The following is a 12410-nucleotide window of genomic DNA, read 5'->3' as shown; positions in this document are numbered from 1 at the left end:
TATAGGTAATATAACCTCTTCTTCCATATAATGCTAATTAAGAATTTGTAAATGCTATGAGTCTAATTTTTTTGCGTCGTGTGTATTATTGGTATCCGTTTTTGTATAAACTTATGTCATTTTGTGTTTTTTTATTTAGAGAAATCCAAAGGTAATATCCAATGAATCTCATGTTTTAAGGGGAAGAGAGGAAGATAATAATGAAAGTTCGTTGTATAGCCTTAGAAAACTTGATTAGGCATCATTGGGGTTTTGAAGAAGTATTAATAAACATTTAATACGTTTGGGTTGTTAATTCCCCTAAATTTTCCCGTAAACTTAATTCCTTAAATAGTAAGTTCAATCACTCCTGAAATCATATTTCTCATTTGGCAATCTTAAGACGTGACCGTTAATTCTAACAGTATCATCATCGATCCATACGATATATGCATTCTCTTCTCTATAATTCCAATAGATATTCTTTTTCTTCTTAGAGTTTTTGTTGAAAACAAGTTCTGCTCTTACAGCAAAGTCAGTCGTTGCCCCCCCGCTAGGTACGTACGCATTAATTGTATATTTGCCGTTTGGAAAGGTAGATTGTTCAATTAAATCACCCGTCGGTAGGCGATTCACGTCAAAGAAAGCCCAGTAAATTCCATATCCAATTAAACCAATGAATAGCAATCCAATTGAAAGTAAAATTTGAGCATATTTTTTTGGTTCTTTTGCTTTCTAAAATATTACTTTTGTCATCGTTTAAATTTTCCATTTCCCTCCATAATTAATAATTTCATTGTTATTTTCTTTGTCCTAATTCATTATCTTATTCTGCCCATTCGTTTAATGAAATCCATGTTTTATTGATTGTTTTTATTGAAATAATCGTAAGGAAGCCCAGCCTTGTCATGCTCTGGTTCATTTGGCTCATATCTCTATTCTTATTATCTTCTTCAATCCTAAAACAAGTACCGAAGGGACATCCACAAGTTCCTTCATCAAGCCAAAAAAAGCAATATCTTTCTGGACAATTGATTTGAATTGCCCTTTTATTTCTGTTCTCCATATTTCTCCTTGAATAGAACCATGTATTCATCGTATGCTTCTTGAATTTTATTTCTACATATCTTTTCCCACATATTCTTTAGTTCATCTATTTCATGTTTATTATAGTCATGGGGTTCCATATCGCCACCAAACCCTATAAGAGTATCTCCATCTGGAATCACACCTTCATTTCCAGAATAAGCAATTTCATTAGGTGCATCTGTAAACGCCATAAAAGCACATTTATTCTCCATGCAGTGATATCCTAACTTGCCCACTCCACGTTTACAAAATTCTGGAATACGTTCATTTTCTTCTTGTTCCCCAATTCCATGCAGGCAATGAACTTCCAAAATCATATGAGTATATGGCATATCTGACACTTCGCCCTTTCAGAATAAAATTGCTCTTTCATTAAAGTTGTTACTGATTTCTGTTACGAAGGTAACAAGGCAAATACATAGGTTGTATTTTCTCAATATTTCCCAACTGTAGATTCAAGTCCCAATTGATAGGTTTAGTTGGTTGGTAAAACCATAATGCCCCTTCACCAATCCACTTTGCTCTGTAACTTTCAAATGTATGCCCCTCATGAACGTCATCAAATCCAAACTCAAAACCGCAACAATGGCAAACTTCAAATGATTCGTTACCATTCTCGTCATATGGTGCATTTTTAAATTCATCAAATCCACAAATAGGACATATGTATTTCAATTTTCCACCCATCTTCTAATAAAATCATGCTTTTATTTTTATTTACCATTGGCATCCAAGTAACTTTTTAATCTCAAATAAAGATTCATAGGAAAATCATGCAAAACCCATAATTTCTTGTATCCCTCTACTCCATGTTTCTCAAGTAGGATTTCCAATGCAATAAGAACAGCCCTCGCCAAATCATTAAGAGGACATATGGAATCCAACTTTAAGACTGGACTTTCTTTTAGCATCAAATCAATCCTCATAACGCACCATCAGGCTCTTCCTCAAATTCAAAAACTGTTTTATTTTGAGGATAAGGTACACACACTGGAATTATGGAAATTAGACAACGAAGCAAATCATCTAATGCATCGGTCAGATAACTTGCAGTAAAACGAACATTATTAGATTCAATTTCAATAAATCCGTCTGCCCAACCGCTACCAGTTAACTCATATACGAATTTCATCTAGTTCTCCTTGTTTTTCTATCAGATAAAATCATTCTTTTAACCGATTATTACTGCCCTCACTCATTCCAGTATATATACGGACTCCAAATAATTCCAATAATAACTTTAAATTATCAAACAAGCTAACAAACAACTTGCCATCCCCTCCCATCAGAGTTAACATACACACACTCGAACAACAGGAAGGGGATAACACTATGGGAGATTTTCCAGATTGGTTCATTCATGCGCTTAAACATCGTTTTGATGAGTTATCATTCATCGTCGAGCAACAAAATCCACATTCACCGTTTAACAAGCAAATTTCACTGTTATCGGATCATATAAAAATCATTCTTGTTAAATCTACTTTTATTACTTAAAGGATCAAAATTTATTGTAGTAGACAAGTAACTTGTATTGCTTCTATCATGAAGGAAAATAGGTTTTTCATTATGCAGGGTTTGTTTAACCTCTAACAAGCAATCCAATAAAATATCAGTTCCACTCTCAGTTAGCAACCTTGCAAATCGGCCAGTTGCTTCGAAATGCCCGCGAATGGATCTCTAGTTTGCCTTGTTATATCAAGGGTTTGTTTGGAGAACTAAGTTGCGAAAGTTGAGTAAGTCATATAATGACTCCTCTCGACAATTAATTCCAACGTACTTCAATGTATCGCAAACAGTCATTATTTACCATAGTTTTCACTTGAAATATTAAAAATTTCACTTTATTAGAGATGTCTTGGAAATGTTAAATAACCTCTCTCTATACGAAAGGGCTAAATTATAAGATCTGCTATTCGATTGGGTTTTCCCGATATATCCCAACCACGCACTCCACATGTGTGAAGACGGTGATAGAGATATAATGGTTAGTCTAATTTCCAGCATCCAACGAAATATCCAGTATTTGCAGCCACTTTACTGCGATATATTTGGATTAAGTATTGAGGTATATATGGGCGTAAAAGGATGGCTCAGTGTTTGATTTGAACCGTAGTCATTCATTCCTGTAAATGAAATGGTCATCAAACCACTTCCGCTATCCGAAGATAAATCTCCTTTAGGAAAACCGACTATTTGAAAATAGCTGCCATTACTTGCTTCTCCAGCACTTCCTCTTAGTCCAACTTCATATTTAACACTTATACTGCAGTCAGTATAAATTGCAAACATATTGCTGCCTACGGGTTTAAATACGCTACCCGATGATCTATCCGCTGATTTCTCGAACCACAAAACATCTTCTGGAATTAAATCACGATTAGGATCTTCGGGATCATCTAAATCAATAACAATAATACGGTTAGAACTCCCATTTTAGTTGTCGTCCACCTATTACATGGTAATGGATATGATACACTTCTTGTTGTCCATGCTCTCCGATGTTAGTAACCACTCTAAATCCTGTTTCACTTATGCCAAGTTGTTTAGCAACTTCCTTGATTGCTAAATACACTTTGATTATATATTTCTCATCCACTTCCTCAATATCAAGTACATTCTCAATATGTTTTTTCGGAACTACGAGTACATGAGCGTTTGTTACAGAATGAAGCCCGTAGAAGGATATTACATATTCATCTTCATAAATAATTTCAGCAGGTTCTTCCCTTTTAATAATTCTACAGAATACACACGACATTGTAGGTTATGCCCCTTTATTCTATTTAATGATTAGCTTTAGACTATTCCCTATCATTTTCCATCCGTGTATTAAAACTTTCAATTCACTTAATGAAATCCATGTCATATTTAATCATCGTTATCGTTGTCAATATAAGTATCCATCAACTCCTTTGAATAAATGGTTTGAAACTTACTGGTACTTTCACGTTCAAAGTCAACAATATCTTGTCTCCATAAATCATGAGTCATTAAGCACGGTAGTTCCAGACATTCAATAAATGATAAAATAGCATTTACATATCTATCCTCTGTTTCTTTGTATGTTTGAAGTTCGAACGATTTACCGTCATAAATACGTCCTAAATCGGATATTGAAGTCCATTCGTCCTTTGTGTAGACACCTCTATCTGAACGAAACTGTGGGTCGTACTTCGTTATTCTCCAACAATACATTACACACATTGCTCCGTTTCTAAATAAAATTGCTCTTTTATTTAACCCGCAGCAACTTTTCAATTTTCCGTAGCCAAGCAGGTTTATAGAAGTAACTTGTTGGAACACCTTGATAACCTTTATCGTCAAAACCTTGTTGTTTGAAATGTTCTACGCGCCGTCTTGGAGTATCAGTTTCCGTTAATTCTGAATCATTTATAAAATACTTGTCACATGTCACGCATTTTAACTCACCTTTTTGGAAGCCCTTACCAACAACAGTACCAAACCAATTCAACTCTGAATTGCATATTGGGCAAAACAATGTACGCTTCATAAATTTATCTAGGAAACGCATTGCGCTCACCTTTGCATAATAAAATCGTGCTTTTATTCATTAGCTATTTGCAAGGCTATAACCTCTTTATTTCGAATATCTAATATCCGTGGACGAACGTCATTTTTTGAAATAAAAACAACCTCTCCGTTACTATCAATGCAATATGCAATAGGTATCGACACGTCACTATCTCTAAATGAACCGTCGGCATGGTTTGTACCAATAATCATAGCTTTAAATTTAATTGCAATTTTTTGTGCTTCATTTATCCATTCTTCGAATTGGTCTTCGCTAAACATGCCTACACCAATTGGATGAACAATCAAGTCAATATCATTTGCTTCTTCGCTTGTAATGCCTTGTACTACTAACTCGTCACAAAGTATGTGACCAATTCTTAGACCTTCTTCTACAACAAAAGATGTTGGGCTATATTTAAATCTATCAAGAACGATTTCACCTTTACGATTTATTATAATTGCTCTATCTTTTGGGTTATCCAGTAATCTCCTATATCCTCCAATTAGGGTTGTGTTATAGCTTTTTGCTAAAATACATGCTTGTTCCACATTTTCATTCAAATATCCCTCTGGAAATATAACTGCATCCACGGAAGGATTATTTCGCAACTCATTTTCAAGCTGTTTAATGTCCTTTTCAAGTTTTGGTTGAATAATTATAAATTTCATATGAACCTCCTTCAAATAAAATCATTCCTTTAACCGATTATTACTGCCTTCACTCATTCCAGTATATACGAACTCCAAATAATTCCAACAATAACTTTATAGTATCAAACAAACTAACAAACAACTTGCCATCCTTTCCCATCAGAGTTAGCATGCACACACTCGAACAACAGGAAGGGGATAGTGGCAATTATGGAAAAATGGCCAAATTGGTTTATGGATGCTTTAAAGTTAAGGTTTGATCACTCGTCGAAATAATAGAAAACTTAAAAAGTGAAATCAAGCTCACTACTAATGAGCCTACACAACGACTATTTACCCAATATGAAGACACTTTAACTCGCAAGCACAACATTGAAAAGGAGTGCCTCTATATGCAAGGAGTACAAGACGGGATTCCCGCCTTACATTCTTCGGATTTTCGTTAGTCAATGAATTCCTCAATCTCCTATCCGCTTTTCAAGAGTGATATTGAGGGATTCGGATTTGCATTTCATCCAAAAGCTATCTATATAAAGTCAGAAGGTTGTATCATGCTTATATAGAGTTTTAGAATAAAGGTAATGGAAATAAGGGGTATATCATTTATGTATAGAGTGGCTATTTGCGATGATGAGGAAAAACAAAGAGAGCTTGTTAAAACCATCCTGATTACGTTGTCGATAAAAACAAATATAGATTTTGAAATCGAATTATTCGGCTCGGGAGAGCAGTTAGTATCCTATTATGAGCGCCATGAAACTCCATTCCATATTTTAATTTTGGATATTGAAATGGGTGGGATGAACGGAATTCAAACAGCCCGAAAAAAGAGGGTTAAATAACCTGGATGAGCAAATTATTTTTCTGACAAGCTACCCTGAATATATGGTGGAAAGTTTTGATGTCATGACATTCCAGTATTTGATAAAACCCATTGCCCCCTCGATCTTGGAGGAGAAAATCATCAAACTATACCAATACTTTCAAGCACTTGATAAAAAGTTTATGGTCATCAAGTCAGCCTATGAAGAAGTTGTTATAAAATATGATGACCTCATTAGTATTGAAGCTGCCAAAAGCTTAACTATCAAAAGCAAACTACATTTTTTTACCACGAGTCAAACCTATGAAAGCAAAGGCCCCACTTACGCAGCCAAAAGCCAAACCCGGAATTTCATGGTATTGGACTAACAAATATAGCTAGAATCTGCGACAAGTACGGTGGTCATATGACCATTGAAACGAAACAAAAAGTATTTCATAATATGATTCTACTGCCATTTTAAATGAACGATCCCTAGACAATCATGCTGTTTAGGGATCGTTTTTTTCGTTTCAGTGTGCTTTTAATATAACAGCCTTCTTCCTTGTATGATGAATTCAGCAAGCAATCTAGAAAAAATTACGAGGAGGAATTAATAATGAAGAAGATGGTTTCTGTATTAATGACCGCTATGATTTTTACAATACCGGTCACCGGTTGGGCATTGAACCCAGGTGATGGAGATGGTGTTTCTAATGTAAATGATGCTGGCTACTTTACTAACATTAATTACACTGCTGGACTCATCGTTAATGACGGAAATTACAACCAATTATATCTGAAGGATTCATGGAGAATTCTTTCCAGTAGAACAGCTGCGATAAATAGCGATGAGCATCGTATCGCTTTCCGAGTCGGCTGGATTGATACTAATAAAAACGGAAAAGTTGATATTAGTTCAGATTTGGTTGACTATCACTTCATGGTTCAGAATGACACTGGTAAATGGTCTGAAAAACATGGTCAGCAAGCATCTATTAACACCGGTATTACTGACCCAAGCTCTTTTAGCTGGAATCTTGGATCTTATAGTAATTTTTATAATAGTGCTACCGTATACATTGCTGCAAGACATTGGTAGTTTACTCCAGCATATATTTTAAAAAAGGAGCCCTATCTCTTATTGAGAAGGCTCCCTTTTTCTTTCCAATTTTTTCTACCATTTATTTTGATTGATGAATCTATAGCCAGCCATCAAGTTTCGACAGAGTATATATACGGCTAATGTTAATATGGCAGCCGATTATTTTGCCAGCTGCAGGGCCGTCATTTGAATTATGGTTTCTTATTATTCAACACGTTTGGATGTACTGGTAGACTTCTTCACTTATTTTTGCATCAAGATCATGATCAATCACTTTAATGTCAAGGAATTCACCGTTTTCATATTCATATCTGAATATAGATATTCCAGATCCAATATCCCTGGTGTTGCCTAATGCTTTTATTATTTCTTTGTATGTCATATCCCTTTTTATATGAGTCAATTGAGACGACGTTATTTTTCTTATCTCATTTGTTACTCCTAGGATTTCATTATTATTTTCTATAGTATCATTTGACTGACTGGAATTGTTAGAGCATCCAATTAACACCGTCATTAAAGTAACAAAAACTAAAATAAATACCTTTTTCCGGATATGCATTGCACGACCCCTTCCTTTTTGTAGTTACCATGTAATGTTTATCGTTTATAAATAAAACCTTCCATGAGTCGGAACGACCGTTTACTTTTCTTTTATATAGTTTTAAACTTTTGAATTCTAGTATCGCCTCTGAACTTGAATTATAGACTCAATTACCCCTAATGAACAAGCTATTTCCCGTTGACATTTAGTTTAACGTCTGGTTTTAGAAATGCTTTAACTTCTTTGAGCTGACCACTCGCAAAAGTGCTTACTGTCATGCCGAAGGTCAAGGTGCTAACCAAACCTGAAATTGTTATCCAAATTTGGATTTTATATGTATATTCATAAGACGATTGAAGGATTAAAAAAGTTTGGAGCATGTGGATCCTACCTCAGTATACTTGGGGTAATCTAGGCGAAGCTTTCACCAAGTGCAACTGGTGGAAAAGGGGTTCAGCCGGGGTCGCGCCGCACTATTGGAGTCATCTGTCCAAATTCGTCGTATCCATACTTCAGCCATCGCCACTCCGCCGAGCACTCCTTTGCAAACAAAAACGTAACCATCAGCAATATTGAAACTATTCTGCCAAAAAAGAAACGAAAACCTTCGAAAACTCGAACCTCATAGTCGTAAAGGTATAGTTCTCTGTTTGTTTGAACATGAGACATTATATTAATCACCACGCTAATCTCCCCTTAGCTCAATGGTTGATCGGCATGACTTTGTGCAATAAAAGACCCACCCGAACGGTAAACGTTTAGGTGGGTTCATTAATCGTGTCACATCATATCAAATATTATGTTTATTAAGCGTTTCGAATATTTCTTTGTCAATTAATAAAACATTTGGTAGGGAAATTATGTCTTATGCACTTTTCTCTTGCTCTAGAAAGGCTTCGATTTGTTTCTTATGGTGTTCGTCATGATGTATGAATACATTAACAAACTTCTTATATGTATAGTTGCGATTGTCGATAGTGAATTTCGTAGTGTCATTGTATTTTTCCTCTAGCAAATCGAGTAACTGCTTTCGCGTCTTGATGAGGTCATCAATAAGTGCATCTAAGGAATTGTACGATTGTGCAAATACTGCGGCTTCTTGGTTATGTTTCTCAATATCCACGAAGAATAATTTAGCACCCTCCAACATATTTGGAACCATCATTTCTAAACTGTTCCTATCCCAATACAAAATGTGAGTTAAAATCTCCCTAAGAGACCATTTCCCCGTAGATACAGGGTTCAACCATAAGTCTTTGGCGGTTTCCTTCAAGTTGTCAACCCAAAGCAAAAAATCTGAGAACTGGTTCAATACTTTGTTTTGCTTAACAGCCACAGCAATTCCCCCTTCAGTAATATCCTATGGTTAGGATACCATAAACTACCAATAAACGCAAACATACGTTCCTAATTCATAACGTGCAGATAGGGTCATTTTATAAAAATATCTCGCAGGTATGACAACAAGTTACAGAGCATGAACTCGTTAATATCTCCGCCGATATATTGCATGAAAAGAGTACGCATATCAGGAACATGGTTTTGTACTGCCGCCCTAATCCGCTCTTTTGCTGGCCGCTCCAACTGCTTCCAATCAGCTTTCCCAACTGTCAGATGCTTCAATCGTATTTTAATGGTAAAAAAGAAATCCCTTTGGCATCACAAGCTTCTTTGCCTTCGTTTACGTAGATTCGGCATTGCCATACATCTTTATTTAAACTATCGTTTCAAATATTGAGTATCCTATGAGGTCATATTTATATAAACAAATAACGCTGGCACTTCCCAGGCCAAGGGTCTGTCAAGTTCGCTAATTTTTATGCTGCTACCCTAGTAACATCAATATTTTGAGGCGTTTTTCAAGGTGCGAAACTTGAGTTAATTATTGAACCTATGAATTTAGTAACTGTTTCTTCTTGTGAAAAATTACTAATATTAATAATGGTATTATGTTAATTGAAATTAAAAACGGCGTATTATGGAAAGTAAAACTAAATTGGAACTTACTCAAAATCCAGAAATTTAACCCTATGGCTGTTTCAGAACCAAACACGAACTTTATTGCTAACGAAGCTCCTGAAATAAATACGTAAGTGATACCATGTATCATTAATTGGGGTACTTGTAGGACTTGTAAACAGACGCTTAATATCGTTCCACTTGCTTTGTTCTTAAGAAGTAAAACACCTGATACTATTGATAAAATATATAAAAAGAAAAAGCCTGCGATCAAGCAAATTGATACTAAATTTAACATTTGAAATTGCAAAATAACCATAAGGATTGTTAATATCCCAACTACTCCACCAATTATTTCATACCAACCAATATATCTAAGCCATTTATCGTTTGATAATTGCCAATCATGCTTGCGGTAGCTTTTTTGTGTTTTATCATATTCTTTGTTCCTATAATCTAAAGCGCATGCGTGACAATATTCAATATATTCTTCATTCCTACACTCTAGGCATAGTGCTATCTCGCATTGTTTACAACTAATCAAAGAATCAATTTCCTTATGGTAATAACATTTCATAAAGTTCCCCCATAATCAAATAGCATATTATTTGTGAATTTCGTATATAAGCAATATAGCATTATTCACTAACAGTCGCTTCCTGTTTACTTGATTGCGAGTATCCACCATTAGAATGATTGTTATTTGTCAATTTCTTGTATAAGTAAATTAATGGGAACCAAAAAACTATAGCATGAAAGAATCCGACTATTGCCATTATTAATGGTACAAACGGAACAGCAATCAATCCTGAAACTATGCCGTGTACTTCTTTCTCACCTACATAGAAAGTGAAATCTTTATTGAATAAAGAATGGACTAACATACCTAATCCGATTAAAAAACCAATAAATCCATATACAATCATCGTTTTCCTGATGACCATTTTCAACATTTATGACCTCCCCCCTTTGAAAACTACTTTCTAATCATCATAAAATCCATATTTTATTGAATCTCACCTAAATAAATTGTTCTGCCATTTAAACCATTCTCATGTTGAACTATTAGCTCTCTCAATGTACTTGGAAACAGAGGACGTTTAATGAGATCTAGTATAGGAATCCATTCGACACCTAATTGATTGTTATCTAGTGATGCTCCTTTTGCTCCTATTATTTTGTCGTGCTCTATTGTGTCTACTGTACAGAAGAAAATAAATTCCACACGATGTATACCCTTATCCATAAAGCATTCCCGAATAAAAGCAAGCTCTCCAATATTTACTTTTAATCCAATTTCCTCTGTACATTCACGTTTTAATGTCTCATGAAGATTTTCTCCTGCATTTTGCCCTCCACCTGGCAATAAGTAAAACACACCGTCATTATCTTCAAGTTTCGTTACCAATAACTTATTTTCATGAACTATTATTGCTTTTGCTGAGTTTCTAATAATCACTTGCTACTCTCCTCTAAATAAAATTGCACTTTTATGTATTTGCGTCCTTTTTAGCTTTTTCAATTATGTCAGTTATAAAAAAATGTTTAGCGTTTGTATATGCAGTTCTATCATTACGATATATTCCAGCAAGGTCTTTCTTCAACTGATTATACTGCTTTAATACATCAGGATGGTTTCTTAAATAATCTCTAAACAAGATATTATTAGTCCATTCTTCACTTCCAAATTCATACATATGTAAATGGTGTGTTCCTGCTCTCCACTGCCCGATTCTAAAAAACCTTCTATTAGGAAATTCCTTGTGAAACACGTAATCATACCCAATTTTCTTTAGAGATTCAATCAATTCATCAACCTCTTTTAAATCATTAACTCCAACCATAAAATCAATAATCGGTTTAGCTCCTAATCCCTTAACAGATGTGCTTCCAATATGCTCAATGGAAATTGCTTTATGACCTAGCAATTCCTGTATTTTTCTTTCCTCCTGCTTGTATTCTAAAGCCCAATCTTCATTGTGTTCTTCAATGATTACTGGTTTATCCATATGCCCTCCTAGAAATTCATGATAAAATCGTGCTTTTATGGATTTAATACTTGTTCAATTCATTTTGCAAATCTTTATACAGTTCATCTGTTTCTATCACAGAAGCATTATCTTTTGTTGGAAAAATCGAAGGTTTAACCTTATCCTTTTTCATGCCAGGCAACCAGTTCTCAATAAATTTATATAAATCAATACTTTTTGCTTTATAATTTTCCCAAACATCAGTAGCACAGTTTTCTGCATATTCCTTTTTTGGAAAGAATGGAATAACGATGTTTCCTTTCCCATCGTCAGCACTTGCCCAACCATTAGAATATAAACCCCATACTTCTTCAAAATCCACTACCCTCTTAATAAAATATTCATACTTTTTCGCAGATGAAAGTTTGACAACTGCTTCAAATTCTTTCATATTCATTTTTATCACCTATCTTTAATAAAATCATTCTTTTAGAGCGGTTATCACTGCCTTCACTCATTCCAGTATATACAAACCCTAAATAATTCCAACAATAATTTTAAAGTTAAGGTTTGATCACTCCGCATTACTTGCGGAACAGCATTATCGTGTCATACCATTTCTCGAAATAATCGAAAACTTAAAAAGTGAAATCAAGCTCACAATTAATGATCCTACACTACGACTGTTTAGCCAATTTGAAGATACGCTAACCCATAAGCACAGCATTGAAAAGGAGTGGCTCTATATGCAAGGAGTAATACCAAACACCGTAT

19 protein-coding genes and 2 pseudogenes are annotated in these 12410 nt (G+C 34.8%); 4 read left to right on the top strand and 17 right to left on the bottom strand.

The genetic code is table 11. The features are described from left to right. Positions 1 to 339: 339 nt before the first annotated feature. The 5 genes from GK047_RS02560 to GK047_RS02540 all read right to left on the bottom strand — a co-directional run bounded on the left by GK047_RS02560 (position 340) and on the right by GK047_RS02540 (position 2200). Complete coding sequence (locus tag GK047_RS02560; RefSeq protein ID WP_163943566.1) at positions 340 to 684, bottom strand: DUF5412 family protein; 345 nt, start codon at positions 682 to 684, stop codon at positions 340 to 342. A 121-nt stretch (positions 685 to 805) separates the two neighbouring features. Next, positions 806 to 1045, bottom strand: coding sequence for a hypothetical protein (locus GK047_RS02555; RefSeq protein WP_163940765.1), 240 nt, complete (start codon positions 1043 to 1045; stop codon positions 806 to 808). Further along, positions 1029 to 1385, bottom strand: a complete 357-nt coding sequence (locus tag GK047_RS02550) for a hypothetical protein (RefSeq protein ID WP_240343742.1) — start codon at positions 1383 to 1385, stop codon at positions 1029 to 1031. Before GK047_RS02550 ends, GK047_RS02555 begins: the two co-directional genes overlap by 17 nt. Positions 1386 to 1449: 64 nt before the next feature. Beyond that, a complete protein-coding gene (locus tag GK047_RS02545; RefSeq protein ID WP_240343741.1) occupies positions 1450 to 1755 on the bottom strand; it encodes a hypothetical protein in 306 nt (101 codons plus the stop codon). 235 nt (positions 1756 to 1990) lie between these two features. Then, the gene (locus GK047_RS02540) at positions 1991 to 2200 is read right to left on the bottom strand and encodes a hypothetical protein (protein ID WP_163940764.1); all 210 of its coding nucleotides are present in this window, start codon (positions 2198 to 2200) and stop codon (positions 1991 to 1993) included. A 200-nt stretch (positions 2201 to 2400) separates the two neighbouring features. On the opposite strand from GK047_RS02540, the gene GK047_RS02535 reads away from it, so the two are divergent. Next, on the top strand, positions 2401 to 2565 hold the full coding sequence (locus GK047_RS02535; protein WP_163940762.1) for a hypothetical protein: 165 nt from the start codon (positions 2401 to 2403) through the stop codon (positions 2563 to 2565). Positions 2566 to 3105: 540 nt separating this feature from the next. Here GK047_RS02535 and GK047_RS02530 read toward each other — a convergent pair. From GK047_RS02530 to GK047_RS02515, 4 genes are all read right to left on the bottom strand, one after another. Beyond that, positions 3106 to 3360, bottom strand: a complete 255-nt coding sequence (locus GK047_RS02530; RefSeq protein WP_163940760.1) for a hypothetical protein — start codon at positions 3358 to 3360, stop codon at positions 3106 to 3108. A 130-nt stretch (positions 3361 to 3490) separates the two neighbouring features. Beyond that, on the bottom strand, positions 3491 to 3829 hold the full coding sequence (locus GK047_RS02525) for an HIT domain-containing protein (RefSeq protein ID WP_163940759.1): 339 nt from the start codon (positions 3827 to 3829) through the stop codon (positions 3491 to 3493). A gap of 474 nt (positions 3830 to 4303) precedes the next feature. After that, a complete protein-coding gene (locus tag GK047_RS02520) occupies positions 4304 to 4612 on the bottom strand; it encodes a hypothetical protein (RefSeq protein ID WP_163940757.1) in 309 nt (102 codons plus the stop codon). A gap of 23 nt (positions 4613 to 4635) precedes the next feature. Beyond that, a complete protein-coding gene (locus tag GK047_RS02515; protein ID WP_163940756.1) occupies positions 4636 to 5274 on the bottom strand; it encodes an amidohydrolase family protein in 639 nt (212 codons plus the stop codon). 587 nt (positions 5275 to 5861) lie between these two features. Between GK047_RS02515 and GK047_RS30295 the strand changes: the two are divergent. From GK047_RS30295 to GK047_RS02500, 3 genes and pseudogenes are all read left to right on the top strand, one after another. After that, positions 5862 to 6435: pseudogene (locus GK047_RS30295) on the top strand (LytR/AlgR family response regulator transcription factor); the annotation flags it as partial. Then, a pseudogene (locus tag GK047_RS30290) lies at positions 6399 to 6542 on the top strand (GHKL domain-containing protein); the annotation flags it as partial. The pseudogenes GK047_RS30295 and GK047_RS30290, both read left to right, overlap by 37 nt. Before the next feature lie 135 nt (positions 6543 to 6677). Beyond that, a complete protein-coding gene (locus GK047_RS02500; RefSeq protein WP_163940754.1) occupies positions 6678 to 7160 on the top strand; it encodes a hypothetical protein in 483 nt (160 codons plus the stop codon). A 211-nt stretch (positions 7161 to 7371) separates the two neighbouring features. Here the strand turns inward: GK047_RS02500 and GK047_RS02495 are convergent, their stop codons facing one another. From GK047_RS02495 to GK047_RS02460, 8 genes are all read right to left on the bottom strand, one after another. Further along, positions 7372 to 7725: a hypothetical protein gene (locus GK047_RS02495; RefSeq protein ID WP_163940752.1), complete on the bottom strand. Its 354-nt coding sequence runs from the start codon at positions 7723 to 7725 to the stop codon at positions 7372 to 7374. An 847-nt stretch (positions 7726 to 8572) separates the two neighbouring features. Next, a complete protein-coding gene (locus tag GK047_RS02490) occupies positions 8573 to 9043 on the bottom strand; it encodes a DinB family protein (protein WP_163940750.1) in 471 nt (156 codons plus the stop codon). A gap of 95 nt (positions 9044 to 9138) precedes the next feature. Then, a complete protein-coding gene (locus GK047_RS02485) occupies positions 9139 to 9330 on the bottom strand; it encodes a hypothetical protein (RefSeq protein ID WP_163940748.1) in 192 nt (63 codons plus the stop codon). A 268-nt stretch (positions 9331 to 9598) separates the two neighbouring features. Further along, the gene (locus GK047_RS02480; RefSeq protein WP_163940746.1) at positions 9599 to 10243 is read right to left on the bottom strand and encodes a hypothetical protein; all 645 of its coding nucleotides are present in this window, start codon (positions 10241 to 10243) and stop codon (positions 9599 to 9601) included. Between the two features lie 61 nt (positions 10244 to 10304). Next, the gene (locus GK047_RS02475; RefSeq protein ID WP_163940744.1) at positions 10305 to 10619 is read right to left on the bottom strand and encodes a hypothetical protein; all 315 of its coding nucleotides are present in this window, start codon (positions 10617 to 10619) and stop codon (positions 10305 to 10307) included. A gap of 53 nt (positions 10620 to 10672) precedes the next feature. Continuing rightward, entirely contained in the window at positions 10673 to 11125 is a 453-nt protein-coding gene (locus GK047_RS02470) for an NUDIX domain-containing protein (RefSeq protein ID WP_163940742.1), read from the bottom strand. Positions 11126 to 11156: 31 nt separating this feature from the next. Further along, positions 11157 to 11675 carry a GrpB family protein gene (locus GK047_RS02465; protein WP_163940741.1) on the bottom strand — a complete coding sequence of 173 codons (519 nt, stop codon included), beginning with the start codon at positions 11673 to 11675 and terminating at the stop codon, positions 11157 to 11159. Between the two features lie 43 nt (positions 11676 to 11718). Further along, complete coding sequence (locus tag GK047_RS02460) at positions 11719 to 12093, bottom strand: DUF2750 domain-containing protein (protein ID WP_163940739.1); 375 nt, start codon at positions 12091 to 12093, stop codon at positions 11719 to 11721. Between the last annotated feature and the right edge of the window lie 317 nt (positions 12094 to 12410).

The organism is Paenibacillus sp. SYP-B3998 (assembly GCF_010820665.1).
GTDB lineage: Bacteria > Bacillota > Bacilli > Paenibacillales > NBRC-103111 > Paenibacillus_E.
This window is presented reverse-complemented; position numbering and strand designations above follow the sequence as displayed.

What these genes read in the sequence shown, in the direction of transcription:
- GK047_RS02555 (WP_163940765.1), bottom strand. Translation starts at nt 1,045, where the DNA reads ATGGAGAACAGAAATAAAAGGGCAATTCAAATCAATTGTCCAGAAAGA.
- GK047_RS02550 (WP_240343742.1), bottom strand. Translation starts at nt 1,385, where the DNA reads ATGATTTTGGAAGTTCATTGCCTGCATGGAATTGGGGAACAAGAAGAA.
- GK047_RS02545 (WP_240343741.1), bottom strand. Translation starts at nt 1,755, where the DNA reads ATGGGTGGAAAATTGAAATACATATGTCCTATTTGTGGATTTGATGAA.
- GK047_RS02540 (WP_163940764.1), bottom strand. Translation starts at nt 2,200, where the DNA reads ATGAAATTCGTATATGAGTTAACTGGTAGCGGTTGGGCAGACGGATTT.
- GK047_RS02535 (WP_163940762.1), top strand. Translation starts at nt 2,401, where the DNA reads ATGGGAGATTTTCCAGATTGGTTCATTCATGCGCTTAAACATCGTTTT.
- GK047_RS02530 (WP_163940760.1), bottom strand. Translation starts at nt 3,360, where the DNA reads ATGTTTGCAATTTATACTGACTGCAGTATAAGTGTTAAATATGAAGTT.
- GK047_RS02525 (WP_163940759.1), bottom strand. Translation starts at nt 3,829, where the DNA reads ATGTCGTGTGTATTCTGTAGAATTATTAAAAGGGAAGAACCTGCTGAA.
- GK047_RS02515 (WP_163940756.1), bottom strand. Translation starts at nt 5,274, where the DNA reads ATGAAATTTATAATTATTCAACCAAAACTTGAAAAGGACATTAAACAG.
- GK047_RS02500 (WP_163940754.1), top strand. Translation starts at nt 6,678, where the DNA reads ATGAAGAAGATGGTTTCTGTATTAATGACCGCTATGATTTTTACAATA.
- GK047_RS02495 (WP_163940752.1), bottom strand. Translation starts at nt 7,725, where the DNA reads ATGCATATCCGGAAAAAGGTATTTATTTTAGTTTTTGTTACTTTAATG.
- GK047_RS02480 (WP_163940746.1), bottom strand. Translation starts at nt 10,243, where the DNA reads ATGAAATGTTATTACCATAAGGAAATTGATTCTTTGATTAGTTGTAAA.
- GK047_RS02475 (WP_163940744.1), bottom strand. Translation starts at nt 10,619, where the DNA reads ATGTTGAAAATGGTCATCAGGAAAACGATGATTGTATATGGATTTATT.
- GK047_RS02465 (WP_163940741.1), bottom strand. Translation starts at nt 11,675, where the DNA reads ATGGATAAACCAGTAATCATTGAAGAACACAATGAAGATTGGGCTTTA.
- GK047_RS02460 (WP_163940739.1), bottom strand. Translation starts at nt 12,093, where the DNA reads ATGAATATGAAAGAATTTGAAGCAGTTGTCAAACTTTCATCTGCGAAA.